Origin of the sequence: Levilactobacillus angrenensis, from assembly GCF_003946085.1 — a bacterium.
Taxonomy (GTDB): Bacteria; Bacillota; Bacilli; order Lactobacillales; family Lactobacillaceae; genus Levilactobacillus; species Levilactobacillus angrenensis.
In genome coordinates this window covers 46,611-61,934 of the sequence record NZ_RHOB01000015.1, presented here as the reverse complement: position 1 = coordinate 61,934, position 15,324 = coordinate 46,611, and the positions used below count along the sequence as shown (strand labels likewise).

11 protein-coding genes are annotated in these 15,324 nt (G+C 52.7%); 1 reads left to right on the top strand and 10 read right to left on the bottom strand.

What is annotated here, in order from left to right; translation table 11 throughout:
* Nucleotides 1–213 precede the first annotated feature (213 nt).
* The 4 genes from EKM83_RS09665 to parE form a co-directional block, all read right to left on the bottom strand.
* Entirely contained in the window at nt 214–1,143 is a 930-nt protein-coding gene (locus tag EKM83_RS09665; protein WP_125576879.1) for a manganese-dependent inorganic pyrophosphatase, read from the bottom strand.
* Between the two features lie 34 nt (nt 1,144–1,177).
* Nucleotides 1,178–2,137 (bottom strand): LysR family transcriptional regulator, encoded by a 960-nt coding sequence (locus EKM83_RS09660; protein ID WP_125576877.1) that lies wholly within the window; start codon nt 2,135–2,137, stop codon nt 1,178–1,180.
* Between the two features lie 126 nt (nt 2,138–2,263).
* On the bottom strand, nt 2,264–4,666 hold the full coding sequence (gene parC / locus EKM83_RS09655; RefSeq protein ID WP_382337212.1) for a DNA topoisomerase IV subunit A: 2,403 nt from the start codon (nt 4,664–4,666) through the stop codon (nt 2,264–2,266).
* Between the two features lie 71 nt (nt 4,667–4,737).
* Entirely contained in the window at nt 4,738–6,711 is a 1,974-nt protein-coding gene (parE, locus tag EKM83_RS09650) for a DNA topoisomerase IV subunit B (RefSeq protein WP_125576873.1), read from the bottom strand.
* Nucleotides 6,712–6,990: 279 nt separating this feature from the next.
* Here parE and plsY point away from each other — a divergent pair, with 279 nt between their 5' ends.
* Entirely contained in the window at nt 6,991–7,617 is a 627-nt protein-coding gene (gene plsY / locus EKM83_RS09645; RefSeq protein WP_125576871.1) for a glycerol-3-phosphate 1-O-acyltransferase PlsY, read from the top strand.
* A gap of 340 nt (nt 7,618–7,957) precedes the next feature.
* On the opposite strand, the gene EKM83_RS09640 is transcribed toward plsY, so the two are convergent.
* The 6 genes from EKM83_RS09640 to dprA form a co-directional block, all read right to left on the bottom strand.
* A complete protein-coding gene (locus EKM83_RS09640) occupies nt 7,958–8,833 on the bottom strand; it encodes an aldose 1-epimerase family protein (RefSeq protein WP_125576869.1) in 876 nt (291 codons plus the stop codon).
* 129 nt (nt 8,834–8,962) lie between these two features.
* Complete coding sequence (gene hslU, locus EKM83_RS09635) at nt 8,963–10,375, bottom strand: ATP-dependent protease ATPase subunit HslU (protein ID WP_125576867.1); 1,413 nt, start codon at nt 10,373–10,375, stop codon at nt 8,963–8,965.
* Nucleotides 10,376–10,392: 17 nt separating this feature from the next.
* Complete coding sequence (gene hslV, locus EKM83_RS09630) at nt 10,393–10,935, bottom strand: HslVU peptidase proteolytic subunit (protein WP_125576865.1); 543 nt, start codon at nt 10,933–10,935, stop codon at nt 10,393–10,395.
* Between the two features lie 16 nt (nt 10,936–10,951).
* Entirely contained in the window at nt 10,952–11,887 is a 936-nt protein-coding gene (xerC, locus tag EKM83_RS09625; protein ID WP_125576863.1) for a tyrosine recombinase XerC, read from the bottom strand.
* A 279-nt stretch (nt 11,888–12,166) separates the two neighbouring features.
* On the bottom strand, nt 12,167–14,278 hold the full coding sequence (topA, locus tag EKM83_RS09620; RefSeq protein ID WP_125576861.1) for a type I DNA topoisomerase: 2,112 nt from the start codon (nt 14,276–14,278) through the stop codon (nt 12,167–12,169).
* Between the two features lie 134 nt (nt 14,279–14,412).
* Nucleotides 14,413–15,306 carry a DNA-processing protein DprA gene (gene dprA, locus EKM83_RS09615; RefSeq protein WP_125576859.1) on the bottom strand — a complete coding sequence of 298 codons (894 nt, stop codon included), beginning with the start codon at nt 15,304–15,306 and terminating at the stop codon, nt 14,413–14,415.
* Nucleotides 15,307–15,324: the final 18 nt, after the last annotated feature.

Below are 15,324 nucleotides of genomic sequence, written 5' to 3'. Positions count from 1 at the left end.
CTTTCTTTCTCTTGAAATGTGGTAGTGGATGGACATAGATCTGCGACTATATCCCTTTTTTGTACCCATTTTTACTCTATACAGTATACAAAAATATCCGCTGCCAGTAACCAATTAAGTTGATTACCAACAACAGATATTTTAGAACCTAAAAAACGTCCAACCAACCGAAAAAAATGGTCGTTGGACGTTTAATATCGTAAATTTAGCTAATTAAGCCTCGAAAGCAGCGGTCAATGGTGGCACCACTTGCTTCTTCCGGGAAACAACGCCAGGTAAGCTAGCACGGTTGTCAGCCAGTTTGGTGTTGAAGGCCTTTTCGACAACGCTCTTTGGTTCACCAGCAACGATGAGCTCAGAGTCGCTGTTCAAGACGTTGGTGGCTAAGGTAATGAACAAGTCGTAACCGTCAGCGGCGATTTCAGCTTGCATTTCCTTTTCCAAACCAGCTTGACGGTCCAAGACTTCGTTCAAGTCAACCGTGTTGATTTGGCCGATCCGAACACTCTTGCCAGCCATATCAAAGGACTTGGCATCGCCGTCAATCAATTCCTTGTCGCTCTTGGCAGACAGGTTAGTCCCGGCCTTTAACATAGCAATACCGTAGCTTTGAACGTCAACGTCAGCGATTTCTGCCAAGGCCCGAACGGCTTCGCGGTCAGCGTCGGTCGTGGTTGGGCTTTGCAGTAATAACGTGTCGGAGATGATGGCAGAAAGCATCAATCCAGCTAACTTAGCAGGGATCTCAATCTTTTCTTCATCAAACATTTCCGTTAAGATCGTGCTCGTGCAACCAACTGGTTCAGCACGGTAGTATAATGGCAAGTCGGTTTGGAAGTTGGCGATACGGTGGTGATCAACCACGTGGCTGACCGTGACCTTATCCAAGTCAGCGACACTTTGTTGCGATTCGTTGTGGTCGACTAACATGACCGTATCGACTTCGTTGGCCACCGTCTTAACGACCCGTGGTGCAGGTTCGTCGAAATGGTTTAAAACGTAGTTGGTTTCCATATTAGGTTCGCCCAAGGCAACGGCTTCAACGTCAAAGCCCTTTTGCGTTTGGAAATAAGCGTAAGCCTTTGCGGCAACGATAGCGTCCGTGTCCGGATTTTGGTGACCAAAGATTAATGCTTTACTCATGTGTATAGAACTCCTTTAACAAATAATTTTAAGTTTATTGGTTCCGTAGTTGTTTGAGCCGAGAAATGTAATCGTCGGTATGCAGGTAACGGTCGAATTGCGCCAGGAAGTGACTGATCCGCGGAATCTCTGCCTTGCCCTTGCGGAAGACGAATGCCAAGTCAAACCGAATATTCGGATCGAAATGAGCCGTCCAGGTATTTGGTAGGTCATCCTGTCCTATCATAAAGGAATTTGGCAGCGCTGTCGAGGCCTGCGTCTGCATGGAAAAATGCAAGAGCTGCGTCGGCGTCGTGAAGTTTGCGACACTCTTGGGAAAATCAGCCAATTGGTTCTTGTAGGCTTCATGCAGCGTTTGATTCAGGTAATAACCATCAGGGTACATGGCCCAAACGCCCGCCGTCGTGTCCTTGAACTTGATGCGGCGCTTCTTAGCTAGTTGTTCATCGTGGTGGATGAACAACAGATCATCCGAAATGATCTTCTTGGATTCGTAGGGCTTCCAGTTCTTGATGGAATCATCTGGCAGATACATGATCGCCAAATCAATCTTATTGTTTTCCAGGCGTTCCCAAATTTCCTTACGCGTTAACATGTGAAAGGAAATCTTGAGTTCAGGGTTGTTCTGGTAAGACAGAATGGCAAAGTCCTCAAAGACCGCATCTTCCATCGAAGCCAGCAGACCAATATTGATCTCACCTTGTGTCGCGCTGGTCGACTGCTGGATCTCGTCTGTCGCCGTATTCAAAATACCGTAGATCTTGTGGGTGGCGTCGAGCATCGTGTAGCCTGCATCGGACAACCGCAATTTCTTCCCCACTGAATAAAATAGCGGCGCGCCCACCGTCCGTTCCAGCTTCTTGATCTGTTGCGTCAAGGCTGGTTGGGTGATGCCCAGGATCTGGGCGGCTTGCGTGTAATTCATGGTTTCCGCTAGTTGTAAGAAATACGTCAGGGTTTTGGAAGAAAAGATACTTTCCTGTTTCGTCTTCATCCGTTTTTTCTCCTTATGATTGGCCTAGTGCACAAAAAATACCAGGTCTACCTAATGGTTACTATTAATCTATATAATAGGCTGTTTACGGTAAAAGCGCAACGATTTCTCCTCACAAATTCCTGATCAGTCGAGAACCAGCTCGGTTGGTTTGACCCGCAACTGGACGGGTTGACCCTCGGCATCCGTGTCGACCACGAACGACCCGTTGGAGTAACGCCCACTCAGCGGGTGCTCCGTTGGCATCACGTCATGGGTCCGCTCACGACTGGTGATGATTTCCAGGGCGGGATTGCCCGCCGGAATCGTCAGGAAGTCAACGATGCGGTGCGGATCACGTTTCAACTCGCGCAAGACGATGACGCCCCGCCGTGCCCGACTAGTCACGGATAATTCCTTCATCGCCAGACGCTTGAAGGCCCCGCGTTGGGTGATCAAGGCAATGGTGTCGCTATCGGTGACCAGGGCCAAATTGACGACTTCATCATCGTCACGCAGGTCCATGGACCGCACCCCAGTCGTCCGTGCCCCGTTGATAGAAACTTCATCAACCGGGTAACGCAAGGCATAACCGTTCTTGGAGACCAGCAGGATGCCTTGTTCGATTGGCTCAGTCAGGTAACGGACCGCGACCACGTGGGCAGTCGGGTTCTTCAGCTTCTCATAGGTCGCCGCGCGACTCTTGTAAGTCCGGCCCGGTGTCAGGTCGGCAAAGGCCGTCTGCTTGATGTAGCCGTCACTGGTCGCAATCAAGAAGCGTCCAGGTTCCTTAAGGGTCTTAAAGGCATAGGTGGCCACGATTTCTTCATCCGGGGCGAGCCCGATGGTTTGCGAAATGTGCTCCCCAGTCTCTTTCCACTTCACGTCACTGATTTCGTGGACGGGCCGGTAAATGAGGTTCCCTTTACTGGTAAACATCATCAGGTGGTCCAACGTGCTCAGCTTTTCCATGAAGATCGGGTAATCCTCATCCTTCAGACCGTTGTCGTCGGGATCAGACGCCGTATAAGAGCGCACACCAGAACGCTTGAGGTAACCGTCATGACTGACTAAAACGACGACGTCTTCGTCAGCGACAGTCACGGTCGTCTTGATCTTCAAGTCCTCGATTTGGTCTTGAATCTCAGTCCGCCGTGGGTTCCGGTAATCCTTGGCTACGGCCTTTAATTCCTTACGTAAGACCGCGTTCAACGTCTTAGGTTCTTCCAAAATCTTATGGTATTCCGCAATGTCGGCGGATAACTTAGCCGATTCGGCTTCCAGTTGGGTCACGTCGGTGTTGGTCAGCCGGTATAGTTGTAAGGCCACGATGGCGTCGGCCTGCTTTTCGGAAAAGTCATAGGTCTTGACCAGGTTATCTCGCGCGTCCCGCCGGTTTTGGCTGGCCCGAATCGTTTGGATGACTTGATCCAAGATGGACAGGGCCTTGATCAATCCCACGACGATGTGTTGCCGGTCTAACGCCTTTTGCAGGTTGTATTTCGTCCGGCGGGTGATGACGTCGCGTTGATGTTCCAGGTAGGCACTGAGAATGGTCTTCAAGCCCACGTGCTCTGGACGCATGTGGTTGATGGCCACCATGTTGAAGTTATAAGTGATTTGTAATTCGGTGTTCTTGAATAAGTAGTTCAAGACCCCTTGGGCGTCGGCATCGCGTTTCAGTTCGATAGCGATACGCAACCCGTCACGGTCGGTCTCGTCCCGGACTTCCGCCAGCCCCTCGACCTTCTTAGTCAGCCGAATCTCATCGATCTTTTTGACCAGTTGGGCCTTGTTGACTTCGTACGGAATTTCTGTGACCGTGATTTGGCTCTTGTTGCCTCGCAGTGGTTCGATGGCCGTCTTGGACCGCACGACCACGCGACCACGGCCCGTTTGGTAAGCCTTGACGATACCGTCTTTCCCCTGAATGATACCGCCGGTGGGAAAGTCAGGGCCTTGCACAAAGCCCATCAAGTCCTCCAGGGTAGCCTTGGGGTGGCTAAGCAAGTAGACCAACGCGTCGACCACTTCGCCTAAGTTGTGCGGCGGAATCTCCGTGGCATAACCAGCGGAGATCCCAGTGGCCCCGTTGACCAGCAAGTTAGGGATGCGGGCCGGCAAGACGGTCGGTTCATACTCGGTGTCATCAAAGTTGAGCACCATGTCGACCGTGTCTTTGTCGATGTCCCGGAGCATTTCCCCCGCTAATTTGCTTAATCGGGCTTCCGTGTACCGCATGGCTGCGGCCGGGTCGCCATCCATTGACCCGTTGTTCCCGTGCATTTCTACCAGGGGTTCGCGGACCTTCCAGTCCTGACTCATCCGGGTCAAGGCTTCATAAATGGAGCTATCGCCGTGGGGGTGAAAGTTCCCCATGACGTTACCGACTGACTTGGCGGATTTCCGGAAGCCTTTGTCGTAGGTGTTGCCGTCCTTGTTCATTGAGAACAGGATGCGGCGTTGTACGGGTTTTAAGCCGTCGCGGATGTCGGGCAAGGCCCGTTCTTGGATGATTGACTTGGAGTAGCGGCCAAACCGGTCGCCCATGACTTCTTCCAAAGTCAGCTCTTGAATCTTTTGTCCTTCACTCACAAATGTTTACTCCTTTCGCCAGTCTCCTAGTCGTGGGACTCGGAAGCTTTTTCGTTTTCTAATAGGCTGGTATCGTCGTCTTCGAGCGTAAATTGCACGTTGTTTTCGATCCATTTCCGGCGTGGTTCGACCTTATCGCCCATCAACGTCGTTACCCGCCGTTCGGCCAGGGCGGCATCGTCGATTTGAACTCTGATCAGCGTCCGGTTATCGGGATCCATGGTCGTGGCCCAGAGTTGTTCCGCGTCCATTTCCCCCAACCCCTTGAACCGTTGTAAATGATAGCCGCGGTTCGGAATCTGCTTGGTCTTGCGACTGAGTTCGTCGTTGGTCCAGGCGTAATCGGTCGTGGCCTTTTTACCGGTCGTCTTGATCTGATACAGTGGTGGCAGGGCAATGTAGACTCTGCCGGCATCGATCATCGGGCGCATGTACTTGTAGAAGAAGGTCAGCAGGAGAATTTGGATGTGGGCCCCATCATCATCGGCATCGGTCATGATAATGATCTTGTCATAGTTGGCATCTTCGATATTAAATTCGGCGCCAACGCCCGCCCCAATCGTGTAGATCATGGTGCTGATTTCTTCGTTCTTCATAATGTCCGGCAACTTCGCCTTCTCGGTGTTCAAAACCTTCCCCCGGAGTGGCAGGATGGCCTGGAATTTCCGGTTGCGGCCTTGTTTAGCGGACCCACCGGCGGAATCCCCTTCGACTAAGAACAACTCGTTTTTGGCCGAATTTTTGGATTGCGCCGGGGTCAATTTCCCAGATAACAGGCGTTCATGCTTCTTGTGCCGTTTGCCGTTACGGCTCTCATCACGGGCCTTACGAGCGGCTTCTCTGGCGGAACGGGCTTGGGTCGACTTCTTAATCAACATCTTCCCGAAGTCCCCGTTTTCCATCAGGTAGTAGCCCAGCTGTTCGCTGATGATATTGTCCACGATAGTCCGGGCTTCTGGTGTGCCCAATTTTTCCTTGGTCTGGCCTTCGAATTGCAGCAAGTTTTCGGGAACCCGTAGTGAAATGACGGCAGACAGCCCTTCACGGACGTCGGTGCCTTCCAGGTTCTTGTCGCGTTCCTTCAAGAGGCCGACCTTGCGCGCATATTCGTTAAACGCCTTGGTCCAGCCACTGCGCATACCAACTTCGTGCGTCCCACCGTCTTTGGTACGGACGTTGTTGACGAACGACAGGAGGTTTTCCGTGTAGCCGTCGTTGTATTGTGCGGCGACCTCGACTTCGATACCGTCCTTCTTGCCGTCAAAATACATGACGTCGCCTAAGGTATCCTTGTCTTCGTTCAAGTAGCCCACAAATTCCTTGATACCGTCTTCAAAATGGTACTCTTCGGCGCGTTCTTGGCCTTCACGTTCGTCCGTCAGCGTGATTTTCACGCCCTTTAACAGGAAGGCGGATTCACGGAGGCGTTCGGCTAAGGTGCCGAAGTTATAGACCGTGGTCGTGAAGATGGTACTGTCAGGCTTGAAACTGATAGTCGTGCCGTTGTGGGCCCGGGTATTGCCCAATTTCTTGAGCGTGCCTTGCGGATGGCCCCCTTTGACGAATTTTTCTTGGTAGCGGACGCCATCACGAACGATGGTGACCGTCAACGCACTCGACAAGGCATTGACCACGGATGCCCCGACCCCGTGCAGCCCACCAGACGTCTTGTAGCCGCCCTGACCAAATTTACCCCCGGCATGGAGCACCGTTAAGATAACTTCTGGCGTGGGAATCCCGGACGCGTGCATACCCACCGGCATACCCCGACCGTGATCGACAACGGTAATGCTGTTGTCCTGGTGGATGGTAACGTTGATTTCCTTACCATAGCCGGCCAATGCTTCATCGACGGCGTTGTCCACGATTTCGTAGACCAAGTGGTGCAAGCCACGGCCATCGGTTGACCCGATATACATACCAGGACGTTTACGAACAGCTTCCAACCCCTCCAACACTTGGATGGAGGAATCGTCATATTTTGGTTTTGCTTTCGCCATGCGTAAATCCCCTTTACTTTTACGATTTTTAACAAAAATGTGTACGTGCAGAATACCTTTATTTTACCGCAAAGCGAACATATGTTCAAATAAACTGTCAAATCCGCTTAGACTAGGTATCCAGTAACTTCATAATCATACCACAGGAAGCCAAAACCTGGCTAGAATTCTCTAGATAATTGGCGTTCTCGTGAAAACATGCTAAAATATAGACCAGCTTATCTGCGGTGAGCGCCGGTTTGGTGGCTCCCGCTGCGAGAAAGAGCGGAGGAATAACTTGTGAAATTATTTGGTTTACTCATCGTGGCGTACCTTTTAGGGGCCATTCCCAACGGTGTCTGGGTCGGTAAGGCCTTCTTCCAGACGGATATTCGCCAATCGGGGTCCGGCAACATTGGTACGACCAATACCTACCGGGTGTTGGGGCCTTATGCGGGAACGGCCGTCATGGTTTTAGACATTGCCAAGGGCTCGGTCGCCACACTCCTACCCACCCTGTTTCACGTCACCACGATCCTCGGGACCGCCACGCCCCTGTTATTCGGGTTGTTTGCGATTCTGGGGCACACGGTGTCGATCTTCGACCACTTCAAAGGCGGTAAGGCCGTGGCCACCTCAGCGGGGATGCTACTGGCTTACAACCCCTTGATGTTCGTCATCGCTGCTGGTTTGTGGGTCAGTTTGATCTATTGGACCAGCATGGTCAGCTTGGCCAGCATGATTGCGTTTAGCCTGATCACGCTGATCTCGCTAGCGTTTCAGGATTGGTACCTGACCGGTATCGCGCTGGTCTTGACCATCTTCGTATTTTACCGGCACCGCAGTAATATCCAACGGATTCGTCAAGGAACGGAATCAATGGTCCCGTTCGGCCACGGCTACAAGCGGCGGCAGGCTCAGAAATAGCACTTATTTTTAAAGATAGAGACACCGAGGGCTCTCAATGACATATTGTCGTTGGGAGCCCTTTTTTACGAAAGATTAAAGACTGAAGGTTGAAAGATAAATATCAGCTAGAAGCACTGTCACCACGCGACTGATAGCGTAAAAATTAGTCGTTTATAGCATCCTAGTAAGGACTGGCCGCCTACCGTCAGCCGAATATGGGTTGGAACGTGGCGAACCGGCAGACCGCTTCTCAGACTGGAGGCGTCCCCCAGAACAGTCGAACTCCCTGGCTGACACAGGCCCTGGATTCACTAATTTTAGTAGACAGAAGATTGTCATTCCGGGAAACGCGAACGGTTTAGAAGTAAGTGATCTGGTAACTAGCCTGGAAACTGTCGTGGGCGGCTAACTGGTGAATGGCCACCTTGGTCTCCAAGTCACCCGTTGCTTGCACGTCATCGGCGAGTCCCCACCACGGTTCGAAGCACACGAACGGTGCCCGTTTGGGATAGGGTGACCAAATACCGACGTACGGCGCACTGAGCGTCAAGGCCACCCCGTGGTCGTTGACGCCACTACTGAGCATCAGCGTGGTTTCCTGGTTGTCTAAGGTCAAGACCTTGGCATCGTGGTCGAATAGGTCGTGATCCAGCTGCAGGGGCTGCGTGAGATCCATCGGCACACTGTGTTGGGTGTCACTGTACGGTCCGACCAGTGGGACCCGTTGGTAGACCTTCTTCGGCGACACGGTGACTTGGTAATCGCTAAAATCAGCGGTCGGGTCGCCCAGAGGCACGTTGAAGCCCGGATGGGCACCAAATGAGAACGTCAGCGGCGTGGCAGCCGGATTGTCAACGGTCGCCGCAAAGCGCAACTGGTGGTCGTTTAACGTGTAGTGCACGGTCAAAGTGAAGTCAGCTGGGAATAGCGTCTTGGTCTGGTCATCAGCTTGCAGTCGCAGGGTCACACTAGTCTCATCCTGGTCCACCACCGTGAATTCACGGTCCCGGGCAAAGCCGTGTTGGGTCATGTGATACGTCGTGCCGTTTAACCGGTACTGGTTATCCTGCAAGCGCCCAACGATGGGAAATAACAGTGGCGCGTGGCGGCCCCAATAGGTCTTATCCGCCTGCCACATGTACTCCATGCCGCTGTCATTGTCCTTTACACTGCTGAGTTCCGCACCCAACGGATTGATTTGGACCGTGAGATAGTCATTCTTTAACGTTAACATTTGCCGTGCCTCCAACTTTTACAGAAAATTCTGGGTCAAACAGCCGCCAAGCTGTCTAGGCCATTTCTTCTATCATACCCTAAATCCATAAAAAGGGCCAAGACAAATCGTCTCGGCCCCGCGAATCGTTTACAAGATGTAGCGTGATAAGTCCTTGTTTTGAACGATATCACCAATCTTATCATTGACGTAGTTTTCAGTGATCGTCACATCACCGGACCCCATGTCTGGTCCTTCGTATAACAGGTCTTCCAGGAGCTTTTCCAGCACCGTTTGCAGGCGACGGGCCCCAATGTTTTGGTTCTCGTGGTTCAGTTCAAATGCCAGTTCAGCGATGCGTTCGATGGCTTCCATGGTGAAGGTCACCTTGACGTTGTCGGTACCAATCAAGGCGATGTATTGCTTGATCAAGGCGTTGTTCGGTTCCGTTAAGATCCGCACGAAGTCTTCCTTACTCAGGTCATTTAATTCGACCCGAATTGGGAAACGGCCTTGTAATTCAGCAATCAGGTCGCTAGGCTTGGATTCGGCGAAGGCCCCAGCGGCGATGAACAGGATGTGGTCCGTGTCGATCGAGCCGTGCTTGGTCTTAACCTGTGTCCCTTCAACGATTGGCAAGATGTCGCGTTGGACCCCTTCACGGGAAACGTCGCCGCTGTTTTGGCTACTGCCCTTGGCAATCTTATCAATTTCGTCCAGGAAGATGATCCCCGTGTTTTCCGCACGCTTGATGGCATCGTGATTGATGTCGGCGTTGTTGACCAGCTTTTCGGATTCTTCGGCGACCAGGATTTCACGGGCTTCCGTGACCGTGACCGTCCGCTTGATCCGCTTCTTCGGCATAATGGCCCCCAGGGTATCGTTCAAGTCGATGCCCATTTGGCCCATCATGTTGTTGTCCGTGGCGTTGGCTTGTTGGGGGTCATCCATTTCAATTTCGACCATGTGATTTTCTAACAAGCCCTTGTCCAGTTGGTCAGCGATGGAGAGCCGTTCGTTACGAATCTCATCGGTGACTTCTTCGGTATCGCCAGGCGCAGTCGGCGTTTGGCCGTTTTGCATCTGGGTAAACATGTTCATCATGTTGGCGAAGTCATTAGTGTTCTTGTTTTCCTTTTTCTTCGCCGGTGCCAGGAGCTTGACTAACCGCTTGTTGGCTGCTTGGATGGCGTCGTTACGAACATTTTTAAATTGGTCTTGTTTTTCCATGTTGACGGACACTTCGACCAGGTCACGGACCATGGATTCAACGTCGCGGCCGACATACCCGACTTCGGTGAACTTGCTGGCTTCGACCTTGGTGAAAGGCGCGTGCACGATTTTGGCGAGCCGACGGGCAATTTCCGTTTTCCCGACCCCAGTTGGTCCAATCATCAACATGTTTTTCGGTGAGATTTCTTCTTGCATCGCGGCATCTAGTTGCATGCGGCGGTAACGGTTGCGCAAGGCAATCGCGATGGCTTTCTTGGCGTCGTCTTGGCCAATCACGTATTGGTCGAGCAAGCCGACGATTTCTTTAGGCGTTTTGTTAATGGCGTCCATAGGATTCCTCCGTTCGATTAAAGTTCTTCTGAAATGACGTTTTCGTTGGTAAAGATGTCGATGCCCCCAGCAATGTGGATGGCACTTTCGGCGATTTCCTTAGCACTCATGTCCTTGGCATGGTGGTGCAGAGCCGTTGCGGCGGCCAAGGCGAAGTTCCCACCTGACCCGATGGCTAAGATGTCATCGTCGGGGGCAATCACTTCACCAGACCCGGAGACCAGCAGCATTTCGTCCTTGTCCATGACGATCAACAAGGCTTCCAACTTTTGCAAAGCCTGGTCGGAACGCCACTGCTTGGCCAGTTCAACGGCTGCTCGTTGGAGGTTACCGCTGTATTCATTGAGTTGGGCTTCGAATTTTTCTTCCAAATTGAAGGCGTCTGCCACACTACCGGCAAAGCCGACAACGACTTGGTTATTGTAGATCCGCCGAATCTTGTGGGCGGTCCCTTTCATGATGACCTTTTCACCCATGGTCACTTGGCCATCACCGGCCATAGCATTGTGGCCATTGTGCCGTACCGCACAGATGGTCGTGGCTTCAAATTTTACTGGCATAATTCTATCATTCTCCTTACGATGTTGGATGTTGGTTGGTTTCATCTTCGGTTGCCCGCGGGAAAAACTGACGGTAGTCCCGTTGCAGATGTTCGCGGGTCACGTGGGTATAAATTTGGGTGGTCGACAGACTGCTGTGGCCCAGGAGTTCCTGAACGGACCGCAAGTCGGCGCCGTGATTCAAGAGGTGCGTGGCAAAGGTATGCCGCAGCATGTGGGGATGAATATCCGTGGTCAACGTGCTGCGCTTGATGATTTGATTCAACAGGTAAGTCACCCCCGCTGGCGTGAGCTGTTGACCACGATGATTGACGAAAACGTAGTCGTGGGTCAGCTGGTATTTCGCCAGCAACGGTGTCCTGGCAGCGGTGAAATACTGCTGCAAGGCATCGCTGGCGTAATGTCCAAACGGCACGTAACGTTCCTTGTTACCCTTCCCGTGAATCAGCATGATGCGGTTGTCAAAGTCAATATCCGGCAGCGTCAGGTTCACGCACTCACTGACCCGAATGCCGGTCCCGTACAACACCTCCAGTAAGGCCGAGTCCCGCGTGGCCAGTTGGTCGTTGGGATTGGCCGCCGCAGCCGCAAACAGCGCGGTCATTTCGCGCTCGTAAAAGAAGCGTGGCAAATGGTTCTGGTGGTGCTTGAGCTGGACGTAGGCAAAGGGATCGTCCTTGGCCTGGCCGTTAGTCATTAAAAAGCTGTACAACGAGCGCAACGTGGAAAGCTTGCGAGCAATCGTGGTCCGCGCGTAGTGGCGGTCATATAGTTCGCTCAAATAGACTTCCACGTCTAGCTGGTCGATGGCCGTCCAGGCTTTGGTTCCCCCGTTGTCGGCCAGAAACTGGGTAAACTCCTCGAGGTCTTCACGATACGCCTTGACCGTCTCCGGAGAATACTGCCGTTCACCGCTCAGATACGTCATAAACGCTGTAATCGCTGCGTCCACGTGAATCCCTCCTTTGTCCCTGGTGTTAATGCTAGCAAACGGGTCGAAAAAACACAACTAACTCATCAAACATCCTGCGACTTGTGCCGGGTAACGTTGTCCTGGCTGGCCGCCTGCCACGCACAATCCCGGCCAGAACGCTGGCAGACTCGCTTCGAGCCGAAAGCAGCGGTTGCTTTGCGCGGGATTTGTCAGTAGCCGCCAGCTCCCCGCCAGCACACAAACAGGCTTGTCCAGCCATCGTGTGATGACCAAACAAGCCTGTGGGAGTTAACACCTTTATTTTTGAGGGGCTTCTTCGTAATCGCCATTCGGGCAGACGATTTGTACGCCACCGCGAATCTTCTTGGCAACCAAGTAGTGACCATCCTTCGGGCAATCCCGGCCGACTGGCTTGTCCCATGAGACAAAATCACAGTCAGGGTAGCGGGAACAACCGTAGAAGATCCGGTTCTTCTTGGACTTACGTTCGATGACCTCGCCCTTGTGACAAACGGGGCAGGTCACGCCGATTTCCTTGACGATTGGCTTGGTGTTGCGGCAATCTGGGAACCGTGAGCAGGCGTAGAACTTGCCATAACGGCCCATCTTGATGACCATTGGGGCACCACAGATGTCACAGTCAAAGCCCGCGGGTTCGTCACGAATCTGAATCTTTTCGATGGCGTCTTCCGCGTGGGCGACCTCGGTCGAAAATGGCTTGTAGAAGGTGTCAATGACCTTGACCCAGTCTTGCTTACCTTCTTCGATACCATCGAGTTCGTGCTCTAAATCGGCCGTGAAGTCGACGTTGACCACGTCAGGGAAGTATTCATTGATGATGCCATCGACGATTTCGCCCAGTTCCGTTGGCTCAAAGCGCCGACCGACCAATTTGACGTAGTAGCGGCGTTGAATCGTGTCCAACGTTGGCGCGTAAGTCGATGGCCGCCCCACACCGTTTTCTTCCAGCGCCTTGATCAGGTTGGCTTCGGAATACCGTGCGGGTGGCTGGGTAAAGTGTTGGGCCGGATCGGTCTTGGTCAAGTTAACTTGGTCACCGATCTCTAAGTCGGGCAACAGATTATCCTTTTCTTTACTGTCGTTGTAAATCTTCAAGAACCCATCGAACTTCATCTTGGACCCATTGGCTCTAAACGTCACGCCGTTTTGTTCCAAGGTAACGGCCATGGTGTCCATGATTGCGTTGGTCATTTGACTCGCCACAAACCGGTTCCAGATCAATTGGTATAACCGGAACTGATCGCGGTTCAACCGGTCCTTTAGACTGGCAGGCGTCCGGAACACTGAGGTTGGCCGGATGGCTTCGTGGGCGTCTTGCGCCCCTTCTGGCAGCTTGCCCTTGATGGGCTTAGTCGCGGCGTATTCCGCGCCGTACTTTTCGTGCAAGAATGTGGAGGCCTCATGCTTGGCAATACTAGAGATCCGGGTGGAGTCGGTCCGCATATAGGTAATCAGCCCCTGTGTCCCTTCCTTGCCCAGGTTGATCCCTTCATAGAGCTGTTGGGCGGCCATCATGGTCTTGCGCGTCCGAAAATTAAGCTTCCGGTTGGCGTCTTGTTGCATGGAACTGGTGGTAAATGGCGGTTGCGGCGAGCGCTTCCGTTCTTTACGAACCACGTTGGTGATGTTAAAGTCACCTTTGCGGTCCAGTTTGGCCAAGACGTCTTGAACGGCTGCGTTGTCCTTTAAGCCGGCCTTCTTGCCGTTGAGACCGTAGAAGCTGGCCTTAAATGTGTGCCGTGCCTTCTTGAAGTCGGCATCGATGGTCCAGTATTCTTCGGGGATGAAGGCTTTGATCTCCTTTTCCCGTTGAATGATCAACGACAAGGCGATGGATTGGACCCGCCCCGCGCTGAGGCCTTTTTTGACCTTTTTCCAGAGCAAAGGTGAGATGGAATACCCCACCAACCGGTCCAAAATCCGCCGCGCTTGTTGGGCGTTGACCAGATCCATGTCAATGGTCCGCGGGGTCTTGAAGGCTTCTTTGACAGCGTCCTTGGTAATTTCATTGAACGTGACCCGGTTCTTGTCGGTCACGTCTAAATTCAAAACGTGGGCCAAATGCCAGGCAATGGATTCCCCTTCACGGTCGGGGTCAGATGCCAGATAGACGGCTTTGGCCTTCTTGGCTTCTGAACGCAGACCCTTGATGACGTCACCCTTACCCCGGATGGAAATGTAGTGGGGATCGTAATTATTTTCCGTGTCGACCCCCATCGAACTTTTCGGCAGATCGCGGACGTGCCCCAGACTGGGCATCACCTTGTAGGTCCGGCCCAAATATTTTTCAATCGTTTTGGCCTTCGCTGGTGATTCCACGATCACTAATTTTTTTTGTGGTTTACGCCGCTTTTTAGCTGGCGCTTTGGTTTTTGCTTTAGTCGGCAACTCACATTACTCCCTCACATAACGACTGACCAGGCCCCCAGGTGCCGGGGTTCTAGCCGCCGTCGATTTGGTTTTTACAACGAACTAGCAGTTCGCTAATCTTTTCACTATAATCTCCCACATCTTATTTCAACTTAGGGCAGCTTGTCAACTAAAACTTCTTCTATTATATGTTCCGGCTGCAAGATCGGTTTGGCGCCGGCGAGGATCAATTCGTTGGTACCAACCGAGTTTGGACTGTCCACGCGACCCGGAATTGCTAAAACATTACGATTTTCTTGCAGGGCGATGTTGGCGGTAATCAGACTCCCTGAATGATGAGCGGCCTCAACCACTAAGGTACTGGTGGTCAGCCCGGCGATGATGCGATTGCGTTCGGGAAAATGATGCCGCGCCCCGCTGGTCCCCCAGGGGTATTCGGATAAGACCAAATGATGCTGGGCCAGCTCAGCCATGAGCTCACGATTAGCGGCCGGGTAACAGTGATCCAGCCCCGTCCCAATAACAGCGATGGTCGGTCCCCGGTGCGCCAAGGCTACCTGATGGGCCAAGGTATCGACGCCTTGCGCTAAGCCCGAGACGATGCCAATCTGGTGCTGGACCACCCGTGGCAGCAGCAAGCGCATAGCATGCAAAGCGTAGGCGCTGGGGTGCCGTGAGCCCACGACTGCCAGTAAGGGTCGCTGTAACCAGCGCAGGTCGCCGAGGAAAAATAACGCCACGGGCGGCGCATAGGTTTCCTTCAACGCTAGCGGATAAGCAGCGTCGACAATGGTCAGACACCCACTGTGGGCTAAGTTAACGGCCAGTCGTTGGGTCACGGCGTCTGAAAACAGCTGGGTCTGTAACGCGGTTGCCCGGTTAGCCGAAATACCCATGTCAGTACAGAGCTGGTCCAAAACAGGTGGCGTGACGGCCGTTAGCTCGGCGTGCTGTGCCAGCCAATGCCAGCAGGCCGTGGTGGTCTGAAGACCGATGCCGGTGAGTAGTGGTAAACGCATGAAAAAATCACGAAGTGTCAGTTGCAAGTCTGCAACCTCCTTTGC

What these genes read in the sequence shown, in the direction of transcription:
- EKM83_RS09665 (WP_125576879.1), bottom strand. Translation starts at nt 1,143, where the DNA reads ATGAGTAAAGCATTAATCTTTGGTCACCAAAATCCGGACACGGACGCT.
- EKM83_RS09660 (WP_125576877.1), bottom strand. Translation starts at nt 2,137, where the DNA reads ATGAAGACGAAACAGGAAAGTATCTTTTCTTCCAAAACCCTGACGTAT.
- parC (WP_382337212.1), bottom strand. Translation starts at nt 4,666, where the DNA reads ATGGGCGACCGGTTTGGCCGCTACTCCAAGTCAATCATCCAAGAACGG.
- parE (WP_125576873.1), bottom strand. Translation starts at nt 6,711, where the DNA reads ATGGCGAAAGCAAAACCAAAATATGACGATTCCTCCATCCAAGTGTTG.
- EKM83_RS09640 (WP_125576869.1), bottom strand. Translation starts at nt 8,833, where the DNA reads ATGTTAACGTTAAAGAATGACTATCTCACGGTCCAAATCAATCCGTTG.
- hslU (WP_125576867.1), bottom strand. Translation starts at nt 10,375, where the DNA reads ATGGACGCCATTAACAAAACGCCTAAAGAAATCGTCGGCTTGCTCGAC.
- hslV (WP_125576865.1), bottom strand. Translation starts at nt 10,935, where the DNA reads ATGCCAGTAAAATTTGAAGCCACGACCATCTGTGCGGTACGGCACAAT.